The organism is Amycolatopsis rifamycinica (assembly GCF_000695625.1).
Taxonomy (GTDB): Bacteria; Actinomycetota; Actinomycetes; order Mycobacteriales; family Pseudonocardiaceae; genus Amycolatopsis; species Amycolatopsis rifamycinica.
On the sequence record NZ_JMQI01000021.1, the window covers coordinates 150,652 to 174,385 of the forward strand.

Below are 23,734 nucleotides of genomic sequence, written 5' to 3' on the forward strand. Positions count from 1 at the left end.
TCCGACGTATCCAGCCGCCGATGGAGTACACCTGTCCGGGGACGCACGAAGTGGCGTGCGCGGCGGAGGGGACGACATGGCGGGGTTGTCGGGCGGGGACTATGTCACGCGGCAGATCCGGGCACTCGCGGACGCGGTGCGCCGCGAAGGAGCCGGCGGCGTCGGCACGCGCAGCTTCCAGCTGGCGGAGCACCTGGCGGCGGAGGGAGGCGTCCACCGCGGCGACATCATGACGGCGACGGCCACCCTGCTGGCGATGACGGCGTGGTGCGACGGCGAGGCCGAGGCGGCCCGCCGCTTCGCCGAGCTGGCGGGCGAGCACGACGAGGAGTCGCGCGAACTGGTGACCCACCTGCTGCGCCTGGAGGCGGGCGCGGACCGCGGCTGGCTGCCCCGCGACCAGGCGGAGGCGCTGCTGGAGTACGCGCGCCGGGAACGCCGCGGCGACCTGGCGACCCGGGTCCGCGCGATCGCCGGCGCCCGCCGCGGCCGGCACCGCCGGGACGACTAGCCCGGCCGGTTCAGGCGAGCACGCCGGTCAGGGCGAAGAACTCCTGCCGCGTCTTGGGTTCCTCCCGCAGCATGCCGTGCAGCGACGACGTCACGGTCTGCGCGCCGTTCGCCCGCACCCCGCGCAGGGACATGCACAGGTGCTCGGCCTCGATCACCACGCCGACGCCCTTGGGGGCCAAGTGCTCCTGCAGCCAGTCGGCGACCTGCTTGGTCAGCCGCTCCTGCACCTGCAGGTCGCGCGCGAACATCTCGACCACGCGGGCGAGCTTCGACAGCCCGAGGATCCGCTCGCCGGGCAGGTAGCCGACGTGCGCGACGCCGCGGAAGGGCAGCAGGTGGTGCTCGCACAGCGACTGCACCGGGATGCTCTTCGCCAGCACGAGCTCGTCGTAGCCCTCGTCGTTGGGGAAGGTCGTGAGCTGGAAGTCGCGGGGCTGCAGCATTTCCGCGTAGGCGTGGGCGACCCGCCGCGGGGTGTCGCCGAGGTGCTCCGACGACGGGTCCTTCCCGAGGGCGCGCAGCAGGTCGGCGACCGCGCGCTCGGCCGCGCGCAGGTCGACGGTGTCGCGGTTGTGGACGACACCGAGGTGCCGCAGGGGGACCGGTGCGCTGAGGGGTTCGGCGGTCACGGGGTGCCTCCTTCTAAAATCAAGTCGGACCGACGTTAGAAGGCTCCAGGGGTTTTCGTCAACAGGTATTTGTTTTAGAGTGCGGTGATGCAGGAAACGCAGGCGCTGACCGCGGTCGCCGCCCTCGACGAGCCGACCCGGCGCCGGTTGTACGAGTTCGTGGTCCGCCGCCCGGAGCCGGTGAGCCGCGACGACGTCGCCGCCGCTCTCGGCGTCCCGCGCGCGACGGTCGCGTTCCACCTCGACCGCCTGGTGGACGAACAGCTGCTGGTGGTGGGCCACGAGCGCCGCACGGGCCGCACCGGTCCGGGGGCGGGCCGCCCGGCGAAGCTGTACCGCCGGTCGGACCGGCAGGTGAGCGTGTCCCTGCCCGAGCGCCAGTACGAGCTGGCGGGCCGGCTCCTGGCGGCCGCGGTCGAGCAGGCCGACGAAACCGGCGGCTCGCCGCGGGAAATCCTGACGCGTCGCGCCCGTGAGCAAGGGGCGGAACTGGCGGCCGGCGCACCCGACATCGTGACCACGCTGGAGGAAAACGGCTTCGAGCCGCGCACCGAGGACGGCGAGGTGCTGCTCGCGAACTGCCCGTTCCACCGGCTGGCCCAGGCGCACACCCGGCTGGTGTGCGAGATGAACCTGGGCCTGGTGGAGGGCATGCTGACCGGGGTGGGGGAGCGCGCGCTGCGGGCGCGGCTGGACCCGCGCCCGGGGCTGTGCTGCGTGCGCCTCGCCCGGGAGTGACCCCCCCCGGCCACCGCGCGGCGTCTCCGGCGGCTCGGGAGGTGCCGCGGTCCTGATCGGACAGTCCGGCGAGCACCCGCGGCCCCACTCACTCTTCCGGGTGAGACGCGCGCCACATCGGCGAACACCGTGGCGGCGTGCGGACAACAGCCGGGTATGCACCGACGGAACGCGATGCTGCTCGCCGGGACGTGCGCCGGCGCGGTGGTGGCGATACTGGCGGTGGCCGCGGCGATCCGGCCACCGGATCCGGCCGGGGCACCCCCGCCGCCGGCCCTGACGACGAGCGTGGCCACCACGGCGACCGCGGCGCCGCCGGAGACGACCGCGAAGCCGGTTCCGTGCGGTGCCACCGGCATTTCCCCGGCCCCGCGCCGGCCGCGAGCCGGCTCGTCCTGCGGGCCTTCGGCGGCGGCTTCGGCGGCCCGGTCGCGGTCGTCCGGCGCGGGACGTCCGGGAAGCGCCGGTTCGGCGGTACCGTCTCGGGGGTGAGACGGTACGACGTGGAGGGGGCCAGGGTGGTGGACCGGGCGAAGCCGGGGGAGCAGACGAGGACCTCTCCGCCGGGGCCGCGGCAGCCGAGCCTGGCCGACGTCGCCGGCATGGCCGGTGTCTCGCACATGACCGTTTCGCGCGTGGTCAACGAGAGCGGGCCGGTGCGCCCGGAGACCCGCGAGCGCGTCCTCGCCGCCGTGCAGAAGCTGGGGTACCGCCCGAACACCGCCGCGCGGGCGCTGGTCACCGGCCGCTCCGGCACGCTCGGGGTGGTCGCGCTCGAGTCCAATCTCTACGGACCGGCGAGCACGCTCTACGGCATCGAGAACGCGGCCCGCGAGGCCGGCTACGGCGTCGCGATCTGCAGCGTGACGCGGCCGGGCCGGACGTCGATCGGCGACGCGGTGGAAAGCCTGCGGCGCCAGGCGGTGGAGGGGATCGTCGTGATCGCCCCGCACGTGACGGCCGGGCGGGCCCTGGCGGCGGCGCCCGCGGACATCGCACTGGTGGCGGTCGGCGGCGGCGACTCGGCACCGGTGCCGGTGATCTCGGTCGACCAGCACGACGGCGCCCGCCGGGTGACCGAGCACCTGCTTTCCCTGGGCCACCGGACGGTCTGGCACCTGGCCGGGCCGGAGGACTGGCTGGAGGCCCGCGACCGCGAACGCGGCTGGCGCGAGGTACTGGAAGGCCGCGGCCTGCGCGTCCCCGCGGTGGTCCGCGGCGACTGGAGCCCGCGCTCGGGCTACGAAGCCGGCCGCGCGCTGGTCGGCAAGCGCGGGCTCAAGGCGGTGTTCTCGGCGAACGACCAGATGGCGCTGGGCCTGCTGCGGGCCTTCACGGAGGCGGGCATCCGCGTGCCGGAGGACGTCCACGTGGCGGGCTTCGACGACGTCCCGGAGGCGGAGTTCTTCACGCCGCCGTTGACGACGGTGCGCCAGGACTTCATCGAGGTCGGCCGCCGCACCTTCGGGCTCCTCCAGGAGCGGATGGCGGGCGGGGACGCGGGGATCCGGCACCTCGTGCCGGCCGACCTCGTCGTGCGGGAGAGCACCCGGGCACGCTGATCCGTGCCGTGGATGAGTCGTCCGGGGCGGGTGAAGTCCCCGATGACTCATTCACGACTTCGGCACTGATCCATCTTGGTGTTGTATCTTGACCACTTCTGTGCGGTCGGCAAGGGTTCGTGTTCGATTGTGGTCCCCGCCGCTTCAGGAGGCCCCGCATGCGCTCCCGCCGCCGTTGCCGGACGCTGTTCACCGTCCTGCTGTCCGCCCTGCTCGCCTTCGCCGGGGTCGCCGTCCCGCAGGCCGCCGCCGCCGCTCCCGCGCCGCCGCCCGGCCACAGCGTCACCTACGACGGCTATTCCTTCCTGGTCGACGGGAAGCGGACCTACCTGTGGTCGGGCGAATTCCACTCCTACCGGCTGCCGAGCCCCGACCTCTGGCTCGACATCTTCCAGAAGATGAAGGCGGCCGGCTTCAACACCACCTCGCTGTACTTCGACTGGGGTTACCACTCGCCGAAGCAGGGCGTCTACGACTTCACCGGCATCCGGGACCTCGACAAGCTGCTCGACATGGCGCAGCAGGCCGGGCTCTACGTGATCGCGCGGCCCGGGCCGTACATCAACGCCGAAGTCGACGGCGGCGGGTTCCCGACCTGGCTGTCCACCACGCCCGGCCACACCCGCAGCGCCGACCCGGTGTACCTGGCCTACTCCGACGAATGGCAGACGCGGATCGACCGGATCATCGCCCGCCACCAGCTCACCGACGGCACCGGCAGCGTGCTGGCCTACCAGGTCGAAAACGAGTACTACAACGGCAACGCCGACGGCCGCGCCTACATGCGGCACCTGGAGGACAAGGCCCGCGCCGACGGCATCACCGTCCCGCTGGTCGGCAACAACAACGGCACCTTCAACGCCGGCGCCGCCGCGCTGGACGTCGACGCCGCCGACTCCTACCCGCAGGGCTTCGACTGCTCGAATCCCACCCGCTGGAACGGCGTGCCGGACATCAGCTACGACCACGTCCCCGGCAAGCCGCTGATCACCGCCGAGTTCCAGGGCGGCGCCTTCGACCCGTGGGGCGGCCCCGGCTACGAGAAGTGCGCCCAGCTGATCAACGACCAGTTCGCGAACGTCTTCTACAAGCAGAACATCGCCGTCGGCGCCACCGGCCAGAGCTTCTACATGCTCCACGGCGGCACCTCCTGGGGCTGGAGCGCGATCCCGCAGAACTACACCTCCTACGACTACGGCGCGGCGATCACCGAAGGCCGCCAGTTCGACCCGAAGTACGCCGAAGACAAGCTGATCGGCTACTTCACCCAGTCCGTCGCCCCGCTGACCAAGACCGACGGGCTCGCCGGCGCCCCGCTGACCGACCCGGCGCTCACCGACACCGCCCGGATCAACCCCGACACGCGCACGCAGTTCCACACCCTGCGCCACAGCGATTCGACGGCCACCACCACGAACACCACGAGCGTCGCGCTCGACCTGGCCGCGCACGCCGGTTACACCTACGACGACCGCGCCGCCGAGGTCGGCTACACCGGCACCTGGAGCCACGTCGGCCCCGAGGTCGACTACACCGGCGGGGACTACCAGCACACCGAGTCGTTCTCGAACGTCGCCGGCGACAGCGTGAGCATTCCCTTCACCGGCACCGGAATCCGGTGGGTGACGTCGAAGGACCCGAGCCACGGCGTCGCCGACGTCTACCTCGACGACGCGAAGGTGACGTCGGCCGACCTCTACGCGGCGGGCAAGCAGAACCAGATCACCGGCTACGAGGTGCGCGACCTGCCCGCGGGGCCGCACACCCTGAAAATCGTCGTCACCGGCCAGAAGGACGCGAAGGCCACCGGCGCGTTCGTCGTGGTCGACGCGGTCGACCTGCTGCCGGGCAGCACCGACTACTACCCGGTCGTGCCGCAGCAGCCGGGCACCGGCATCACGCTGAACGGGCGGCAGTCGAAGATCCTCGTCGCCGGCTACGACCTCGGCGCCACGCGGATGCAGTACTCGACGTCGGAGCTCATGACGACCGCCGCCATCGGCAGCCGGGACGTCGCGGTGCTCTACGGCGACAAGGGCGGACCCGGCGAGACCGTCCTGCGGTTCGCGAAGCAGCCGTCGGTGCAGGTCCTCGGTGGCGCCGCGACGAGCACGTGGGACGCCGCCCGCGGCGACCTGCGGCTGAACTACACCCACGACGGGCCGGCCCGCGTGCTCGTCACCGCGCCCGGCGCGCGGCCGCTGCTCCTGCTGCTCGCGGACAAGGCGACGGCGGCGACGTTCTGGCGCCAGGACACCGCGGCCGGCCCGGTGCTGGTCCGCGGCACCCACCTGGTGCGGACCGCGGCCGAGCAGGACGGGACGCTGGCGCTGACCGGCGACACCGGCGCCGACGGCGCGTTCGAGGTCTTCAGCACGGCGAAAGCGGTGCTGTGGAACGGTTTCCCGGTGCCGGTGAAGCCGACGTCCAGCGGCAGCCTCACCGGGGCCGCGCCGGCCGCGAAGCCGGTGACGCTGCCCGCGCTCACCGGCTGGAAGCGCCAGCAGGAGTCGCCGGAGAGCCGGCCGGGCTTCGACGACTCGGCCTGGCCGGTGGCGGACAAGGAAACCACCAACAGCTCGACGGCGCTCGGCGCGAAACCCGTCCTCTTCGCCGACGACTACGGCTTCCACACCGGCAACACCTGGTACCGCGGCCACTTCACCGGAGACGGGAAGCAGACCGGGATCACCCTGTCGAGCCAGAGCGGCGGCCCGGCCGGCGCGTTCTCGGCGTGGCTCAACGGCGTCTTCCTCGGCAGCTCGACCAGCCCGCAGCACACCTTCCCGTTCCCGGCCGGCGCGCTGCACCAGGGCGACAACGAGATCTCCGTGCTGACCGTGAACATGGGCCACGAAGAGGACTACGGTGCCGGCAACGGGAACAAGGCCGCCCGCGGGCTCACCGCGGCGCGGCTCACCGGCACGCCGCTGACGTCGGTGACCTGGCGCCTGCAGGGCGTCCGCGGCGGCGAGACCGGTCTGGACCAGGTCCGCGGCCCGCTCAACACCGGTGGCCTCTACGGCGAGCGCGCCGGCTGGTCGCTGCCCGGGTTCCCGGACGGCCGCTGGGCCCCGGTGTCGCTGCCGGCGAAGGACCCGGCCCCCGGCGTCTCGTGGTACCGGACGACGGCGGAGCTGGATCTGCCGCGCGGCCAGGACACCTCGCTCGGCCTGACCATCACCGACGACCCGGCGCGGCAGTACCGCGCGCTGATCTTCGTCAACGGCTGGCAGCTCGGCCAGTACGTCAACTACCTCGGACCGCAGCACAGCTTCCCGATCCCGAACGGCATCCTCAACCCCCACGGCCGCAACACCATCGCCGTCGCGGTGTGGAACCTCGACGGGAGCACCGGCGGCCTCGGCACGATCGCGTGGACGAACTACGGCAGCTACCGCTCGCCGCTGACGGTCCGGCAGAACGCCTCGCCCGGCTACGACCCGGTGCGGTACGCGATGCCGACGGCGCCGACGGCCGGGGTGTCGCTGACCGCGCCGGACACCGCCTCAGGCGGGCAGCCGTTCACCGCCTCGGCGACCGTGCGGGTCCCCGCGGGCGCGCCGCCGGCGTTCGACGTCCGGCCGGCGCTGTCGGCCCCGGCCGGCTGGACGGCCGGCGCCGCGTCGCCGCCTTCGGTCGCGCGGATCGACGGCGGCACGTCGGCGACGTTCTCCTGGACCGTGACGCCGCCCTCCACTGTGGACACCGCCGCGCTGAAGGTGTCAGTGGCCTACCGGCAGGCGGGCCGCGCGGGCTCGGTGACCGGGGAACGGATCGTCGGCGCGGTGCCGCCGGCGCCCCCGGCGGGCCAGGTGGCGGTCGGCTCCCTGCCGTTCCTCACCGCCACGAACGGCTGGGGCCCGGTCGAACGCGACACCAGCAACGGCGAAGCGAGCGCGGGCGACGGCAAGCCGATGACCATCGGCGGGGTGGCCTACGCCCAGGGGCTCGGCGTTCACGCGGCGAGCGACGTCCAGCTCTACCTGGCGGGCGCCTGCACGCGCCTGACCGCTTCGGTGGGCGTGGACGGCGAAACCGGCACCGGCGGCAGCGTCGGCTTCAGCGTCTCGGTCGACGGTGTCACGCGGGTGACGACCCCGGTGGTCCGCGGCGGGCAGGCCGCGGTGCCGGTCGACGTCGACGTCACCGGGGCCCAGGTGCTCGACCTGCTGGTGTCCGACGGCGGCGACGGCAACGGGCAGGACCACGCGGACTGGGCGGTGCCGACGCTGACCTGCGGTGCGTAGGCCGGGACGCCGTCCGGCGGCGACTTCAGGGAAGGATCAGCCGGACGGCGAGCGCGGTGATCACCGCGCTCGACACGAGCGCCGTGGCCAGCCGGCCCCGCCGTCCGGTGAGGACCCGCCCGAGCAGGGCGCCGCCCCCGGCGAGCGCGGCTTGCCAGCTGGCCGAGGCGGCGAACGCGGCCAGCACGAACACCGCCTGGTCGAGCGCCGGCACGGCGGTGCGGGCGTGGTCGCCGACCACCAGCGCGGTGAAGTAGACGACGGTGGCCGGGTTGACGAGCGTGATGCCGAGCAGGCTGACGTAGGCCCGCCCGGCGGCGAGCGGCCGCACCGGCCGCGCGGCCGGCGTCCGGTGGGAGCGCACCGCGCGCACGGCTCCGTGGGCCGCGAGCACGACCAGGACGGCCGCCGAGATCCACCGCAGCGGCCCGGCGACCGGGGCGATGATCCCCGCGATCGCGGCGCCGCCGAGCACGGCGACCAGCGCGTACACGCCGTCCGCCGTCGCGACGCCCATGGCCGCGGCGAGACCGGTCCGGAGCGAGGTCCGGGCGGTCAGAGCCACCAGGTAGGTCCCGACGGCGCCGACCGGGATCGCGATGCCGTAGCCGGCGACCAGGCCGCCGAGCAGCGCGGCGCTCACGGCGCGGGCACGAGTGGCCTCCGCGGACGGCACGGCTGCTGCCGGACCGGCGCGGTGGTCGCGGCGACGGTCGGCGGCAGCGGGGTGCGGGGCGTGGTCATGCGCCGATCGTGGCCGTCCCGGCGCGGCGGCGGCAACCGGATTTCCCAGCCGGTGAGCACCGGCGAGCTGTGCTTGAATCGCCCCGGAGGGAGACACGCGAGCGAGAGAGGGCTTTCACGATGCGGGTCGACCTGAGCGGGAAGACGGCACTGGTCACCGGCTCCACCCAGGGCATCGGCGCGGCGATCGCGGCGGGTCTCGCGGCGGCGGGGGCGCGGGTGGCGATCAACGGCCGGAGCGAGACCGGCGTCCACAAGGCCATCGCGCGGCTGCGCGAGGAGGTGCCGGACGCGAACTTCCTGCCGGCCCCGGGCGACGTCTCCGAGGAGGCCGGCGCGGCCCAGGTGGTCGAGGAAGTGCCGGACGCCGACATCCTGGTCAACAACCTCGGCATCTTCGGCGCCCAGGAGCCCCTGGACATCACCGACGCGGACTGGCGGCACTACTTCGAGGTCAACGTCCTGGCGGCGGTCCGGCTCACCCGCGCCTACCTGCCGGGTATGACCGACCGCGGCTGGGGCCGGATCCAGTACATCGCCAGCGATTCCGCGATCGTCATCCCGGCCGAGATGATCCACTACGGAGTCTCGAAGACGGCGCTGCTCGGCGTGTCCCGCGGCTTCGCCAAGCACGCGGCAGGCACCGGCGTCACGGTCAACGCGGTGATCGCCGGCCCCACGCACACGGGCGGCGTCGAGGACTTCGTCTACGAGCTCGTCGACAAGGACCTGCCGTGGGAGGAAGCCCAGCGGGAGTTCATGAAGCGGCACCGCCCGCAGTCCCTGCTGCAGCGGCTGATCGAGCCGGCGGAGATCGCCCACCTGGTGGTGTACCTGAGCTCCCCGTTCGCCTCGGCGACCACCGGCGCGGCGGTGCGGGTGGACGGCGGGTACGTCGACGCGATCGTGCCCTGAGGCCGGGGAAGCCGGTGGGCGGCCACTCGCCTCCTCGGTGACAGGATCGGGACATTTCCGGTTCACACCTGTCGAACAGCCCCGACGAACCGGCGATCTTCTCCGGACAGAGTGACCGGTGTGCGCTTGCCCGAGCGCACCCGGCACCCGGAGGAGATCGATGGCCCGCACCCGCATCCCGCCCGCCGCCACGGGGATCGCCGCCGCCGTGGCCGTGGTGCTCGCCGTGGCGGGCTGGGTCGTCTTCCCGCCCGAAACCGCGGGCCGGGCGCTCGCCGCGCGCCCGGACGTCGACCTCCCGCTGCCGTGGCCCGCCGGGGGCCAGGCGAGCGCCGAGGTGCAGAACCTCGGCTCGCTCGGCAGCCGCGGTGAGCAGCGGCCGGTGCCGATCGCCAGCCTCACGAAGGTGATGACCGCCCACGTGGTGCTGAAGGACCACCCGCTCGCCCCCGGCGAGGCGGGCCCCGAGATCACCGTCGACGAGCAGGCGGAGGCCGAGTCGACGTCGGCCGAGGAGTCGAGCGCGCCGGTCCGCGCGGGACGGCGGTTCAGCGAACGCGACCTGCTCGCCCTGATGCTCGTCCCCTCCGGCAACAACGTCGCGCGCCTGCTCGCCCGCTGGGACGCCGGCGGCCAGGACGCCTTCGTCGCGAAGATGAACCGCGAGGCCGCGGCCCTCGGCATGACCAGCACCACCTACACCGGCGCCAGCGGTGTCGAAGACTCGACCACGAGCACCGCCACCGACCAGCTCCGGCTGGCCCGCGAGGCGATGAAGCACCCCGTCATCCGCGCCATCGTCGCCACGCCCAGCCTGCGGATCGACGGCGTGCCCGGCTCGGTCGTCAACACGAACACCCTCCTCGGCCGGGACGGCGTCATCGGGCTGAAGACCGGCTCGTCGACCGCCGCCGGGGGCGCCCTGATGTGGGCCGCGCGGGCCGGGAACGGCGCGCTGATCCTCGGCGTCGTCCTGCACCAGAACCCGGGCGGGTCGCCCGCCGCCGGGCTGCGGGCCGCGCTCGAGACCAGCGGGAAGCTCATCGCGGCCATCCAGCGCGAACTGCCGGCGGCCACCCGATGACCGTGACCGCCGAGCGGCCGGCCACCACCCGCCGGACGTGGCGCCGCGGCCGCGTCATCGCCGCCTTCGCCGTGGGGGCGGCCCTGCTGCCGCTCGCGCACCCGCTGGTGCCCAACTGGCCGGGCAACGCCGGCAGCCTGCTGGAGACGTTCCTGCCCTGGACCGGCCTGCTCGTCGTGCCGCTGCTGGCCGCGGCCCTGATCCGGCGTTCGGCGCTCGCCCTGGTGGCCCTCCTGCTGCCGGCGCTGGTTTGGGGTGCGTGCTTCGGCGGACGGTTCTTCGACAAGCGCGAGCCTGGCGGAGACCTCACGGTCGTCTCGCACAACGTCAACGACGAGAACCCGGACCCGGCGGGCACCGCGCGCGCCCTGGCCGCCGCGGGCGCCCAGGTGATCGCGCTCGAGGAGCTGAAGAAGCCGGAGATCCCGAAGTACGCGGACGCCCTCGCCGCGGGCTACCCGTACCACTCGGTCCAGGGCACCGTCGGCGTCTGGAGCACCTACCCGCTGCGCGACACCCGGCCGGTCGCGATCATGCCGTGGACCCGCGCGCTGCAGACCACAGTGGACACTCCGAAGGGTCCGGTGGCGGTCTTCGTGGCGCACCTGCCGTCGGTGCGCGTGCGGCTCGACGCGGGGTTCACCGCGAACGGCCGCGACGCCGCGATGGGCCTGCTCGCCGCCGCGATCGCCGCGGAATCCGCGCCCCGGACCGTGCTCGTCGGCGATTTCAACGGCACCGCCGACGACCGCGCGCTCGCGCCGATCACCACCCGGATGCGGGCCGCGCAGGACGAAGCCGGCGACGGGTTCGGGTTCACCTGGCCCGCCGCGGTGCCCCTGGCCCGGATCGACCAGATCTTCGTCGCCGGCGTCCGGCCGCTGGCCGCCTGGACGCTGCCCGCGACCGGCAGCGACCACCTCCCGGTCGCCGCCACGGTGGCCCTCTGACTGGACGACACGCGTGCCTGGACGGACGACACGGCGCCGCCGTTGTGTCGTCCCTCTGCGTACGCGTGTCGTCCGTTGTGGTACACGGCCCGGGGAGGGGCGAACATGGGCTTGAACACCGGGCCGTGCTGACGGGCGGTGAATTTCGAACGACGCTCCGCGCAGGTCGCGCCGTCGAATTCGTCGTTGGACGGGTGTAAAGGGCATGTGACTAGACCGTTACGCGACCCGGGGTTGACCCCGTGGGTGTTATCGCTAACACTAACTCCTCGTCGTCACCGGAACGAGTGACGCAGACCATGTCGGAGCGGACGGAAGGGGACGCCGGTGGCCGAACGACCCCGCTCCGGCGGACCCCTGAAGGCGACCGCGGCCGGGACGCGGCAGCCCAGCCTGACCGACGTCGCGGGGGTGGCGGGCGTGTCCCACATGACCGTGTCCCGGGTGATCAACGGGACCGGGCCGGTGCGCCCCGAGACCCGGGCCCGGGTGCTCGCGGCGATCGAGGAACTGGGTTACCGGCCCAATTCCGCCGCCCGCGCGCTGGTCACCGGGCGGACCGGCACGCTCGGCGTCGTCGCGCTCGAGTCCAATCTGTACGGTCCGGCCAGCACGCTGTACGGCATCGAGAACGCCGCCCGGGAAGCCGGGTACGCGATCACGATCTCGAGTGTCAGCCGGCCGGGCCGGTCGTCGATCGCCGACGCGGTGGAGAACCTGCGCCGTCAAGCGGTCGAGGGCGTCATCGTGATCGCCCCGCACGTGAGCGCGGGCCGGGCGCTGGAAGCCGCGCCGGCGGACTTCCCGGTCGTCGCGGTCGGCGGCGGGGAGGCGGCGCCGGTGCCGGTCATCTCCGTCGACCAGCGCGACGGCGCCCGCCGCGCGACCGAACACCTCCTGGCGCTGGGTCACCGCACGGTGTGGCACATCGCCGGGCCGGAAGACTGGCTGGAAGCCCGCGACCGCGAGCTCGGCTGGCGGGAAACCCTGGAGCGCCACGGCGTCGGGGCCCCGCAGGTGATCCGCGGCGACTGGAGTTCGCGGTCGGGCTACGAGGCGGGGCGATCCCTCGCCAAGGAAAAGGATCTGGACGCCGTCTTCGCCGGCAACGACCAGATGGCACTGGGCCTGCTGCGCGCGTTCGCCGAAGCGGGCATCTCGGTGCCGCGGGACGTGCGCGTGGCGGGGTTTGACGACGTCCCCGAGGCGGCGTACTTCACGCCGCCGCTGACCACGGTGCGCCAGGACTTCATCGAAGTCGGACGGCGTACGTTCGGCCTGCTGGCCGGGCGGATGGACGGAGGCGACCGGCACGCGCGCGCCCTGGTCGTCCCCGAGTTGATCGTGCGCGAGAGCACCGGACCGCGGTAGCGCGGCGGCCGGCGGGAACCCGTGGTTCCCGAGGGATTGTTAGCGCTAACACGCAAGACCCGATTTTCGAACAGGCTCAGCCCCGATAGTCCCCACAACAGTTTTCCCACAGATCATCGTCGATCGAGGAGTGAACGTGCTGAAGAAGCGATGGGCCGCCGCGGCGGCCGCGGCGGCCGGACTCGTGCTGCTCACCGCCTGCGGGAGTGGCGGTTCGTCCGGCGGTTCGTCCGGCGGGGCCGTCACGCTCGGCTTCGCCCAGGTGGGCGCCGAGAGCGGCTGGCGGACGGCGAACACCAAGTCGATCCAGGAGTCGGCGAAGACCGCCGGGATCGAGCTCAAGTTCTCCGACGCGCAGCAGAAGCAGGAGAACCAGATCTCCGCGATCCGCTCGTACATCCAGCAGAAGGTCAAGGTCATCGCCTTCTCGCCGGTGGTCGAGTCCGGCTGGGACACCGTGCTCAAGGAGGCCAAGACGGCCAACATCCCGGTGATCCTGACCGACCGCGCGATCGACTCCCCGGACAAGTCCCTCTACAAGACCTTCCTCGGCTCCGACTTCGTCGCCGAGGGCAAGAAGGCGGGGGAGTGGCTGACCAAGGAGTTCGGCAGCGCCACCGGCCAGGTCAACATCGTCGAGCTGCAGGGCACGACCGGCTCCGCGCCGGCCAACGACCGCAAGAAGGGCTTCGCGGACGTCATCGCGGCGGACCCGAAGTACAAGGTCGTCGCCTCGCAGACCGGTGAGTTCACCCGCGCCAAGGGCAAGGAGGTCATGGAGGCCTTCCTGAAGTCCCAGCCCAAGATCGACGTGCTCTACGCCCACAACGACGACATGGCCCTCGGCGCCATCGAGGCCATCGAGGCCGCCGGCAAGGTCCCGGGCAAGGACATCAAAATCGTCTCGGTGGACGCCGTGAAGGACGGGATGCAGGCGCTCGCCGACGGCAAGATCAACCACATCGTCGAGTGCAACCCGCTGCTCGGCCCGCAGCTGATGGACCTGGTCAAGAAGGTCGCCGCCGGCGAGCAGGTGCCCGCCCGCATCGAGACCAAGGAAACCGAGTTCGACCAGGCGTCGGCCAAGGCCGCGCTCCCGCAGCGCCAGTACTGACAACCGCCTGCGGGTCGTGAGGGGTGAGGCGGGCCCGAACCCGCCCTGCCCCTCACGACCCCCGCGTCCACTCCGGAGCACAGCAAATGCCTGAACCGCAGCCCATGGTGCGGATGAGCGGTATCCGCAAGGAGTTCCCCGGCGTCCTCGCCCTGGACGGGGTCGACTTCCGGATGTTCCCCGGCGAGGTCCACGCCCTGATGGGCGAGAACGGCGCCGGCAAGTCCACCCTCATCAAGGTGCTCACCGGGGTGTACGGGGTGGACGCGGGCACGATCGAGCTGAGCGGCGACGACGTCGCCTTCAGCGGGCCCGGCGAGGCCCAGCAGGCCGGCATCAGCACGGTCTACCAGGAGGTCAACCTCTGCCCGAACCTGTCGGTGGCGGAAAACGTCTGCCTCGGCCGGGAACCCCGCCGCTTCGGCCGCATCCAATGGGGCCCGATGCGGCGGCGGGCCGAGGAACTCCTGGCCCGCCTCGACGTCCACGTGGACGTCTCGGCCGAACTCTCCACCTGCTCCATCGCCGTGCAGCAGCTCGTCGCGATCGCCCGCGCGCTCGACGTCGACGCGCGGGTGCTCGTCCTCGACGAGCCGACGTCCAGTTTGGACACCGGCGAGGTCGAGCAGCTGCTGAAGGTCGTCCGGACTCTGCGCGAAAGCGGCATGGCGATCCTGTTCGTCTCCCACTTCATCGACCAGGTCTTCGCCATCGCCGACCGGATGACCGTGCTGCGCAACGGAAGGCTGATCGGCGAATACCGCACCGCGGACATCACGCCGGTCGACCTGGTCACCAAGATGATCGGCAAGGAGCTCGAGGTCCTCGAGGACCTGGGTGACTCCGGCCCGACCCGGGCCGAGGTCGCCGGCGCGCCGGTGCTGCTGGCCGCCGAAGACCTCGGCCGCAAGGGCGGCATCGAGCCGTTCAGCCTCGACATCCACGCCGGCGAGGTCGTCGGCCTGGCCGGCCTGCTCGGCTCCGGGCGCACCGAGCTGGCCCGCCTGCTCTTCGGCGCCGACCACTCCGACAGCGGATCGGTGACGGTCGACGGCACCGCCGCCTCGCTGCGCACCCCGCGGGCCGGGCTCGACCGCAAGATCGCGTTCCTGTCGGAGAACCGCAAGGCCGAAGGGCTCGTCGAAGAGCTCACCGTGCGCGAGAACATCGTGCTCGCGCTGCAGGCCTCCCGCGGCTGGGCGCGCCCGCTGTCGCGCCGCCGCCAGGACGAGATCGCCGAGAAGTACATCAAGGCGCTCGACATCCGGCCCGCCAACCCCGAAGCGCTGGTGGGCAACCTCTCCGGCGGCAACCAGCAGAAGGTCCTGCTGGCCCGCTGGCTCATCACCGAGCCGCGGCTGCTGATCCTCGACGAGCCCACGCGCGGCATCGACATCGGCGCCAAGACGGAGATCCAGAAACTGGTCACCCAGCTCTCGGGCGAGGGGATGGCCGTCGTGTACATCTCCGCCGAACTGGAAGAGGTCCTGCGGCTGAGCCACCGGATCGTGGTGCTGCGCGACCGGAAGGTGGTGGCGGTCCGGGACAACCAGGCGCTCACCGCGGACGACATCATGGCCACCATGGCCGAGGGGGTGCAGGCGTGACAGCGCTGACGAGCATGACGAAACAGCGGCTCTTCTGGCCCGTGGTGGCCCTGCTGGTGCTGCTGGTGGGCGACCTGATCGCGAGCCCGTCGTTCTTCAAGATCGAGCTGCGCGACGGGCACCTCTACGGCAACCTCGTCGACATCCTCAAGAACGGCGCCCCGCTGATCCTCATCGCGATCGGCATGACGCTGGTGATCGCCACCCGCGGCATCGACCTCTCGGTCGGCTCGGTCGTGGCGATCAGCGGCGCGCTCGCGTGCCTGTGGGTGAGCGACAACCCCGACGGTGCCGGCACCACGCTGATCGCGTTCGGCCTGGCGCTGGGACTGTCGCTGGTGCTCGGGGTGTGGAACGGCTGGCTCGTCGCCGCACTGGGCATCCAGCCGATCATCGCCACCCTGATCCTCATGGTCGCCGGCCGCGGCATCGCGCAGCTGATCACCGACGGGCAGGTCATCACCGTCAACTCCCACTCCTTCGAGTGGATCGGCAGCGGGTTCCTGTTCACCCTGCCCAGCGCCATCCTCATCGCGCTGGCCGTGTTCGTGCTGGCGTCGGTGCTCGTCCGCCGGTCCGCGCTCGGCCTGCTGGTCGAGGCCGTCGGCGGCAACCCCGAAGCCAGCCGCCTGGCCGGTCTCCGCTCGGCGCGGCTGACCTGGCTCGTCTACGTCTTCTGCGCCCTGTGCGCGGGCATCGCCGGGCTGATGATCAGCGCCAACGTGCACAGCGCCGACGGCAACCACGCCGGCCTGTTCATCGAACTGGACGCGATCCTCGCCGTCGTCGTCGGCGGCACCCAGCTGACCGGCGGCCGGTTCTCCCTCGGCGGCTCGGTGATCGGCGCGCTGCTCATCCAGACGCTCACCACCACCGTCTACGCCCTCGGCATCCCGCCCGAGGCGATCATGCTGTTCAAGGCCGTGGTCGTGCTGGCGGTGTGCCTCCTGCAGTCGCCGGCCTTCCGCCGCAAGCTCCGGCGCCGCCGGAGCCCGCAGGCCGGGCAGCCGGCCGCCACGCCCGCTCCGGAGAAGGTGGAGGTCACGGCATGACCACGCTCGCCCGCGTCAAGGGCTACCGGCCGCAGCAGCGGCACCTGCCGATCCTCGCGACGATGGCGCTGCTCATCGGCGCGTACATCTTCGGCGCGTCGAGCTACGAGGCGTTCGGCTCGGGCCAGGTCATCCTCGACCTGTTCATCAACAACGCCTTCCTGCTCGTGGTCGCCGTCGGCATGACGTTCGTGATCCTCACCGGCGGCATCGACCTGTCGGTCGGGTCGGTGGTGGCGCTGTCCACGGTGATCTCGGGCGACCTGCTGCAGAAGCACGGCTGGCCGGCGTACGCGGCCGTCGCCGTGGTGCTCGTGGTCGGTGCCCTGCTGGGCGCCGGGATGGGCGCACTGATCCACTTCTTCGAGATCCAGCCGTTCATCGCGACGCTGATCGGGATGTTCTTCGCCCGCGGCCTCTGCTACACGATCACCACCGAGGCGTACTCGATCGACAACGCGACGATCGCGACACTGGCCCAGACGCAGATCCCGCTCGGGGGCGAGCTGCACGTCTCGATCAGCGTGGTGGCCGCCCTGGTGGTCGTGGCCGCCGCGGCCTACGTCCTGGCCTTCACCCGGTTCGGGCGCACGGTGTACTCGATCGGCGGCAACGCGCAGTCCGCGATGCTGATGGGCCTCAAGACCGGCCGCACCAAGATCGCGGTGTACACGATCAGCGGCGTGTGCTCGGCCCTGGGCGGGCTGCTGCTGGTCCTCTACAAGTCCTCGGGCGACCCGCTCAACGGCGTCGGCCTGGAGCTGACGGCGATCGCCGCGGTCGTCATCGGCGGCACCATCCTCACCGGCGGTTCCGGTTACGTCCTCGGTACCGTCCTCGGGATCATGGTGCTGGGCATCATCCAGACGCTGATCACCTTCGACGGCACCCTCAACTCCTGGTGGACCTCGATCATCACCGGCGCCCTCCTGTTCGTCTTCATCGTCCTGCAGCGCCTCGTCACCCGACGGACCCGCTGAAACCTCGAGGGAGAGTCATGCTCCGCAGACTGCGGCGGCCCATGGCCGTGCTCGCCGCTTTGGCGCTGTGCGCCGCCGTCCCCATCGCGGCGGCGCCGGCCGCCGTGGCCGACACCGACGCGGCCCTGGCGGGGCACTGGACGTTCGACGACGGCAGCGGGACGACCGCCGCCGACACGGCGGGCAGCCACCCCGCGACCCTGACCGGCGGCGCGGGTTGGGGCCCGGGCATCCGCGGCGGTGCACTGACGACCGACGGCGTGAACGGGTTCGCCGACGCCGGCGCGCCGGTGCTCGACACGACCAAGAGCTTCTCCGTGAGCAGCTGGGTGAAGCTGGACAGGACGTCGGGGTTCCAGACGTTCGTCAGCGTCGACGGCACCCAGGTGAGCAACTTCTTCCTGCAGTTCCGGGACGACTCCCGCCGGTTCGCCTTCACCCGCCTGGCCGGGGACGCCCCGGCCGACGGCGTCGTCGCCTCGGCGAACTTCGACCCGGTCGTGGGCCAGTGGTACCAGCTGACCGGCGTGTACGACTCGGCCGCGTCGACGCTGTCGCTGTACGTCGACGGAACCCGCCAGGTCACCGTCGCCGCCCCCACGGCGTGGGCGGGCACCGGGCACCTGGTGATTGGCCGCGGCAAGTACGGCGGCAACCCGGTGGACTTCGTCGACGGCTCGATCGACGACGTCCGCGCCTACTCGGGCGCCCTGACCGCGGCCGACGCCGCCCGCCTGGCCATCGCCGGGCACTGGGGCCTCGACGAGGGCACCGGCACCACGACCGCGGACGACTCCCTCGACGCCCGCACGGCGACTCTCACGGGCGGCGCGGCCTGGGGTGACGGTGTCGTCGGCCCGCACGGCGGCGTGTTCAACGGCACCGACGGCGCGGTCGACGCCCCCGCGCCGGTCGTGGACACCGCGCAGAGCTTCTCGGTGTCGGCCTGGGTCAAGCCCACCGCGGCCGGCGGCTTCCGGACGGCCGTGAGCGTCGACGGCTCGGCGATCAGCGGCTTCTACCTCCAGCGCGCCGCCGACGGCCGCTTCGCCTTCACCCGCCGCGCGGGCGACGGCGACACCCCGTCCTCCTCGGCGGTGTCGACGCTGCCCGCGCAGGCCGACCAGTGGCAGCACGTGGCCGGCGTCTACAACCGGGCGGCCGGGACGCTTTCCCTGTACGTCAACGGCACCCTGCAGCAGAGCGTCCCGTTCACCTCGCCGTGGACCGCGGGCGGGCACCTGGAGATCGGCCGCGGCAAGTGGGCGGGCGCGTCCGCCGACTGGTTCGACGGCGGCATCGACGACGTCCGCGCGTACCCGGTGCCGCTGACCGGATCCGCCGTCGCGGCCCTGGCCGCGAGCGGTTCGTGGCACTTCGACGAAGGCGCCGGCCCGGTGGCCCGGGACGCCTCGGCCAACGCGGCCGACGGCACGCTGACCGGTGCCACCTGGACCGCCGGGGCGGCAGGCAAGGCCGTCCAGTTCGACGGCAAGTCCACAGTGGACATGGGCGGCTCGCCCGCGTTCGACACCGGGACCGGCTCGCTGTCCCTGGCCGCCTGGTTCCGCACCACCGCGTCCGGCACGCTGGCCGGCCACGGTGACGGCTACGCGCTCGGCGTGACCGGCGGCAAGCTGACCGCCCGCGTCGGCGCGATCCAGGTGACCACCAACGGCGGCGGGCTCGCCGACGGCAACTGGCACCACGCCGCCCTCGTCCTCGACCGCGCTTCGCAGCGGCTCACCGTTTACGCCGACGGCGACGCCTCCGCGGTCACCAGCACCTGCGGCACGCCGACCGGCACGACCCTCGACGTCGCCGCCTGCCCGGCTTCGGGCACCGCGGCGGCGCCGTTCACCGTCGGCTCCGGCTTCACCGGCGCGATCGACGAGGTCGAGCTGCGCCGCTTCCCGCTCACCGCGGCCCAGGTCGGCGCCCTCGCCGGGGCCAACCAGCTCGCCGTCGACGCCAACGTGGTCCGGGCCAACACCCGGCCGACGACGTACGGCTCGATCCTCGAGGACATCAGCCACTCGGTCGAGGGCGGGCTCTACGCCGAACTGGTCCGCAACCGCACGTTCAAGGAGGGCTACCAGCCCGGCAGCGGCGCGGGTGCCACGCCGGTCCCGTACTGGTCGCTGCTCACCTCGGCGGGCGCCACCGGCACCTACGCGGTCGACACGGCGGTTCCGCTCAACACCGCGCTCGACCGCTCGCTGAAGCTGCACGCCGACGCGGTCCCGGCCGCGGGCCGGGTGGCCGCCGCGAACGTCGGCTTCTACGGCGTCGCCGCGAAGCCGTCCACCAAGTACACCGGCAGCTTCTTCGCCAAGGGCACCTGGACCGGTGGGGTCCGGGTCAGCCTGGAAAAGCCGGACGGCACGGTGCTGGCGAGCAAGGACCTCCAGCCGGTCGGGGCGAACTGGGCGCAGCAGACGTTCAGCTTCACCACGCCGTCGACGATCACCTCGTCCACCGACAACCGGATCGTCGTCTCGCTGGTCAACAAGGGCCGGACGGTTCTCAGCGGGGACGCCTGGTTCCAGCAGGTCTCGCTGTTCCCGCCGACCTTCAAGAACCGGCCCAACGGCGTCCGCGCCGACCTCGGGCAGAAGCTCGCGGCGATGAAGCTCGGCCTGTTCCGCGTCCCGGGCGGCAACTACCTCGAGGGCAACACCCTCGACACGCGGTTCGAGTGGAAGAAGACCATCGGCGCGCCGGAACAGCGGCCGGGCCACCAGAACACCGCGTGGGGCTACTGGTCCACCGACGGCTTCGGCATCCTCGACTACCTGAAGCTCGCCGAGGACATCGGCGCGCAGCCGCTGCTGGCCCTGTTCGCCGGCTACACCCTCAACGGCCAGCACGTCGACCAGGCCGACTACCCGGCCTACGTCCAGGAAGCCCTCGACGAGATCGAGTACGCCATCGGCGACTCCACCACGACGTGGGGCGCCAAGCGGATCGCCGACGGGCACCCGGCGCCGTTCGACCTGCACTACGTCGAGGTCGGCAACGAGGACTGGTTCGACGGCTCGGGCAGCTACGCCTGGCGCTTCACCGACATGTTCGACGCCATCAAGGCGAAGTACCCGCAGCTGACCGTCATCGCCACCACCGGCGGCCTGCAGGGCGGGGCCGCGTCGAGCACGTCGACCGGGGTGCGCCCGGACGCCGCGGACGACCACTACTACCAGTCGCCGCAGTGGTTCACCGACAACTCGACCCGCTACGACACCGCGGATCGGTCCGGCCCGGACATCCTCGTCGGCGAGTACGGCGCCCAGGACGGCCGGCCCACCGGTACCCTGGCCGCCGCCATCGGCGAGGCGGCGTTCCTCACCGGGCTCGAACGCAACAGCGACGTCGTCATCGGCTCGATGTACGCGCCGGTGCTGGTGCAGGAGAACCAGTCCAACTGGCCGGTCAACCTGATCGGTTTCGACGCCGGGACGAGCTACGCCTCGCCGTCGTACTGGGTGCAGCAGATGTTCTCCAGCACCCTGGGCAAGCAGATCGTGACCAGCCGCCTCAACCAGGGCAGCCCCCTGCGGCAGGTGGTCAACGTGACCACGAAGAGCGGAAGGAAGACCTTCACGGTCAAACTCGTCAACCCGACTCCGCAGGTGCAGACCGCGCGGCTGGCGCTCACCGGCGTCACCGCCGTGGACGGCACCGGCACGCTCACCACGCTCACCGGCGACCCGGCGGGGCGCAACAGCCTCGCCGCGCCGACTGCCATCGTGCCGCAGACCAGGGAGATCACCGGCCTGGCCGCGACGTCGAAGCTGACGTTGCCGGCCAACTCGGTGACGGTCCTGGTCCTCACCGGCCGCTAAAGACCCCGGGACGCGGCGCGTTCACCGCCGCCCGCGCCGCGTCCCGGTCACCAACCAGGAGGGAAGACACCGTGGGAGAACCACTCACCGTCGGCGTCGACTTCGGCACCCTGTCCGGCCGCGCGGTGGTCGTGCGCGTGGCCGACGGGGCCGAACTCGGTTCCGGCGTCTTCGAGTACCCGCACGGGGTGCTCGACGAGACGCTGCCCGCCACGGGCCGCGCGCTGCCGCCGGAATGGGCGCTGCAGGTCCCGGCGGACTACGTAGGAGTGCTCCGCAACGCCGTACCGGCGGCGCTGCGGGACGCCGGCGTCGACGCGGCGGACGTCGTCGGGATCGCCACCGACTTCACCGCGTGCACGATGGTGCCGACGACCGCGGACGGGACGCCGCTGTGCGAACTGCCCGAGTTCGAAGGCAACCCGCACGCGTACGTGAAGCTCTGGAAGCACCACGCGGCGCAGCCGCAGGCCGTGCGGATCAACGAGCTGGCCCGCACCCGCGGCGAGAAGTGGCTCCCGCGCTACGGCGGGCTGATCTCGTCGGAGTGGGAGTTCGCCAAGGCCCTCGAGGTCTTCGAAGAGGCCCCGGACGTCTACGCCGCGATGCGGCACTGGGTGGAGGCGGCGGACTGGATCGTCTGGCAGCTGACCGGGTCCTACGTCCGCAACGCCTGCACGGCCGGCTACAAGGGCATCCTGCAGGACGGCCAGTACCCGAGCCGCGACTTCCTCCGGGAGCTCGCCCCCGGCTTCGAGTCCTTCGTGGCCGACAAGCTGGAGCACCCGCTGGGCCAGCTGGGCTCCCGCGCGGGTTCGCTGACCGCGGAAGCCGCGGCCTGGACCGGGCTGCCCGAGGGCATCGCGGTCGCCGTCGGCAACGTCGACGCACACGTCACCGCCCCCGCCGCCCAGGCCGTCGAGCCCGGGCAGATGGTGGCCATCATGGGCACCTCGACCTGTCACGTGATGAACGGCGCCGAGCTGCGCGAGGTGCCCGGCATGTGCGGCGTCGTGGAAGGCGGCATCGTGCCCGGGCTGTGGGGGTACGAGGCCGGCCAGAGCGGCGTCGGCGACATCTTCGGGTGGTTCGTCGAGCACTTCGCCGGGGCGGGGCACGAGGAGCTCACCCGGCTGGCCGCCCAGCAGGAGATCGGCGAGCACGGCCTGGTCGCGCTGGACTGGCACAGCGGCAACCGGTCGGTGCTGGTCGACCACGAGCTGTCCGGCGTGATCGTCGGCCAGACCCTCGCCACCCGCGCCGAGGACGTCTACCGCGCCCTGCTGGAGGCCACCGCCTTCGGCACCCGCAAGATCATCGAGACGTTCGACGCGGCCGGTGTCGGCGTCACCGAGCTGATCATCGCGGGCGGGCTGGTGAAGAACGCGCTGCTGATGCAGATCTACGCCGACGTCACCAACCTCCCGCTGTCGGTGATCGGCTCGGCGCAGGGGCCCGCGCTCGGCTCGGCCATCCACGCGGCCGTCGCCGCCGGGGCCTACCCGGACGTCCGCGCGGCCGCCGCGGCGATGGGCTCGGTCGAGCGCGCGGTGTACCGGCCGGTGCCCGCGCACGTCGTCGCCTACGACGAGCTGTACGCCGAGTACACGCAGCTGCACGACTACTTCGGCCGTGGCGGCAACGATGTCATGCACCGGCTGGCCGCCCGCAAGCGCGCCGTCGCGAAAGGACAGTCCTGATGTCGCTGACCGGTGAAGTCCTCGACACCGTCGCCGAGCTGCGGGAGACCGTGGCGAAGCTGCACGGCGAGCTGACCCGCAACCAGCTGGTCATCTGGACCGCGGGCAACGTCTCGGCCCGGGTCCCGGGCCGCGACCTGCTGGTCATCAAGCCCTCGGGGGTGTCCTACGACAACCTGTCGGCGGACACCATGGTCGTCACCGACCTGCACGGCGAGCTCGTCGAAGGCGACCTCGCGCCGTCGTCCGACACCGCCGCGCACGCCTACGTCTACCGGCACATGCCGGAGATCGGCGGGGTCGTGCACACCCACTCGACCTACGCCACGGCGTGGGCGGCGCGCGGCGAACCGATCCCGTGCGTGCTGACGATGATCGCCGACGAGTTCGGCGGGGAGATCCCGGTCGGGCCGTTCGCCCTGATCGGCGACGACTCCATCGGCCGCGGCATCGTCGAAACGCTTCGCTCGAGCCGCTCGCCCGCGGTCCTGATGCGCAACCACGGCCCGTTCACCGTCGGCCGCACCGCGCGCGACGCGGTCAAGGCCGCGGTGATGGTCGAGGACGTGGCCCGCACCGTCCACAAGGCCTTCGAGCTCGGCACCCCCGAACCCCTCCCGCCCGAGGACGTCGACCGGCTCTACGCCCGGTACCAGAACGTCTACGGCCAGCACTGACCTTCC

18 protein-coding genes are annotated in these 23,734 nt (G+C 72.4%); 16 read left to right on the forward strand and 2 right to left on the reverse strand.

From position 1 onward, the window contains the following. Nucleotides 1-76: 76 nt before the first annotated feature. Complete coding sequence (locus DV20_RS10320) at nucleotides 77-511, forward strand: hypothetical protein (protein WP_043778774.1); 435 nt, start codon at nucleotides 77-79, stop codon at nucleotides 509-511. Between the two features lie 10 nt (nucleotides 512-521). On the opposite strand, the gene folE is transcribed toward DV20_RS10320, so the two are convergent. Continuing rightward, nucleotides 522-1,142, reverse strand: a complete 621-nt coding sequence (folE, locus tag DV20_RS10325; protein WP_043778778.1) for a GTP cyclohydrolase I FolE — start codon at nucleotides 1,140-1,142, stop codon at nucleotides 522-524. An 87-nt stretch (nucleotides 1,143-1,229) separates the two neighbouring features. Between folE and DV20_RS10330 the strand changes: the two genes are divergently transcribed. The 4 genes from DV20_RS10330 to DV20_RS10340 all read left to right on the forward strand — a co-directional run bounded on the left by DV20_RS10330 (nucleotide 1,230) and on the right by DV20_RS10340 (nucleotide 7,692). Next, nucleotides 1,230-1,880, forward strand: a complete 651-nt coding sequence (locus DV20_RS10330) for a helix-turn-helix transcriptional regulator (protein ID WP_200876386.1) — start codon at nucleotides 1,230-1,232, stop codon at nucleotides 1,878-1,880. Nucleotides 1,881-2,036: 156 nt separating this feature from the next. Next, complete coding sequence (locus DV20_RS45455; RefSeq protein ID WP_160169709.1) at nucleotides 2,037-2,372, forward strand: hypothetical protein; 336 nt, start codon at nucleotides 2,037-2,039, stop codon at nucleotides 2,370-2,372. A gap of 26 nt (nucleotides 2,373-2,398) precedes the next feature. Next, nucleotides 2,399-3,442 (forward strand): LacI family DNA-binding transcriptional regulator, encoded by a 1,044-nt coding sequence (locus tag DV20_RS10335; protein WP_043778937.1) that lies wholly within the window; start codon nucleotides 2,399-2,401, stop codon nucleotides 3,440-3,442. A gap of 158 nt (nucleotides 3,443-3,600) precedes the next feature. After that, complete coding sequence (locus DV20_RS10340) at nucleotides 3,601-7,692, forward strand: beta-galactosidase (RefSeq protein ID WP_043778783.1); 4,092 nt, start codon at nucleotides 3,601-3,603, stop codon at nucleotides 7,690-7,692. 25 nt (nucleotides 7,693-7,717) lie between these two features. Here the strand turns inward: DV20_RS10340 and DV20_RS10345 are convergent, their stop codons facing one another. Next, nucleotides 7,718-8,335: a LysE family transporter gene (locus DV20_RS10345; RefSeq protein ID WP_167344371.1), complete on the reverse strand. Its 618-nt coding sequence runs from the start codon at nucleotides 8,333-8,335 to the stop codon at nucleotides 7,718-7,720. A gap of 221 nt (nucleotides 8,336-8,556) precedes the next feature. On the opposite strand from DV20_RS10345, the gene DV20_RS10350 reads away from it, so the two are divergent. The 11 genes from DV20_RS10350 (at nucleotide 8,557) to DV20_RS10400 (ending at nucleotide 23,728) form a co-directional block, all read left to right on the forward strand. Then, on the forward strand, nucleotides 8,557-9,351 hold the full coding sequence (locus DV20_RS10350; protein WP_043778789.1) for an SDR family NAD(P)-dependent oxidoreductase: 795 nt from the start codon (nucleotides 8,557-8,559) through the stop codon (nucleotides 9,349-9,351). Between the two features lie 160 nt (nucleotides 9,352-9,511). Next, a complete protein-coding gene (locus DV20_RS10355; RefSeq protein WP_043778790.1) occupies nucleotides 9,512-10,435 on the forward strand; it encodes a D-alanyl-D-alanine carboxypeptidase family protein in 924 nt (307 codons plus the stop codon). After that, nucleotides 10,432-11,385, forward strand: a complete 954-nt coding sequence (locus DV20_RS10360; protein ID WP_043778793.1) for an endonuclease/exonuclease/phosphatase family protein — start codon at nucleotides 10,432-10,434, stop codon at nucleotides 11,383-11,385. Before DV20_RS10355 ends, DV20_RS10360 begins: the two co-directional genes overlap by 4 nt. A 327-nt stretch (nucleotides 11,386-11,712) precedes the next feature. Next, the gene (locus DV20_RS10365; protein WP_043778795.1) at nucleotides 11,713-12,756 is read left to right on the forward strand and encodes a LacI family DNA-binding transcriptional regulator; all 1,044 of its coding nucleotides are present in this window, start codon (nucleotides 11,713-11,715) and stop codon (nucleotides 12,754-12,756) included. 130 nt (nucleotides 12,757-12,886) lie between these two features. Beyond that, a complete protein-coding gene (locus DV20_RS10370) occupies nucleotides 12,887-13,870 on the forward strand; it encodes an ABC transporter substrate-binding protein (RefSeq protein WP_043778797.1) in 984 nt (327 codons plus the stop codon). Nucleotides 13,871-13,974: 104 nt separating this feature from the next. Continuing rightward, nucleotides 13,975-15,477: a sugar ABC transporter ATP-binding protein gene (locus tag DV20_RS10375; protein WP_043778799.1), complete on the forward strand. Its 1,503-nt coding sequence runs from the start codon at nucleotides 13,975-13,977 to the stop codon at nucleotides 15,475-15,477. A gap of 14 nt (nucleotides 15,478-15,491) precedes the next feature. Continuing rightward, nucleotides 15,492-16,529: an ABC transporter permease gene (locus DV20_RS10380; protein WP_200876391.1), complete on the forward strand. Its 1,038-nt coding sequence runs from the start codon at nucleotides 15,492-15,494 to the stop codon at nucleotides 16,527-16,529. After that, nucleotides 16,526-17,509, forward strand: coding sequence for a galactofuranose ABC transporter, permease protein YjfF (yjfF, locus tag DV20_RS10385; protein WP_043778801.1), 984 nt, complete (start codon nucleotides 16,526-16,528; stop codon nucleotides 17,507-17,509). Before DV20_RS10380 ends, yjfF begins: the two co-directional genes overlap by 4 nt. Before the next feature lie 17 nt (nucleotides 17,510-17,526). Continuing rightward, nucleotides 17,527-21,351 (forward strand): LamG-like jellyroll fold domain-containing protein, encoded by a 3,825-nt coding sequence (locus DV20_RS10390; protein WP_084093404.1) that lies wholly within the window; start codon nucleotides 17,527-17,529, stop codon nucleotides 21,349-21,351. Nucleotides 21,352-21,422: 71 nt separating this feature from the next. Continuing rightward, complete coding sequence (araB, locus tag DV20_RS10395) at nucleotides 21,423-23,051, forward strand: ribulokinase (RefSeq protein WP_043778805.1); 1,629 nt, start codon at nucleotides 21,423-21,425, stop codon at nucleotides 23,049-23,051. Continuing rightward, a complete protein-coding gene (locus DV20_RS10400) occupies nucleotides 23,051-23,728 on the forward strand; it encodes an L-ribulose-5-phosphate 4-epimerase (RefSeq protein WP_043778808.1) in 678 nt (225 codons plus the stop codon). Before araB ends, DV20_RS10400 begins: the two co-directional genes overlap by 1 nt. Nucleotides 23,729-23,734: the final 6 nt, after the last annotated feature.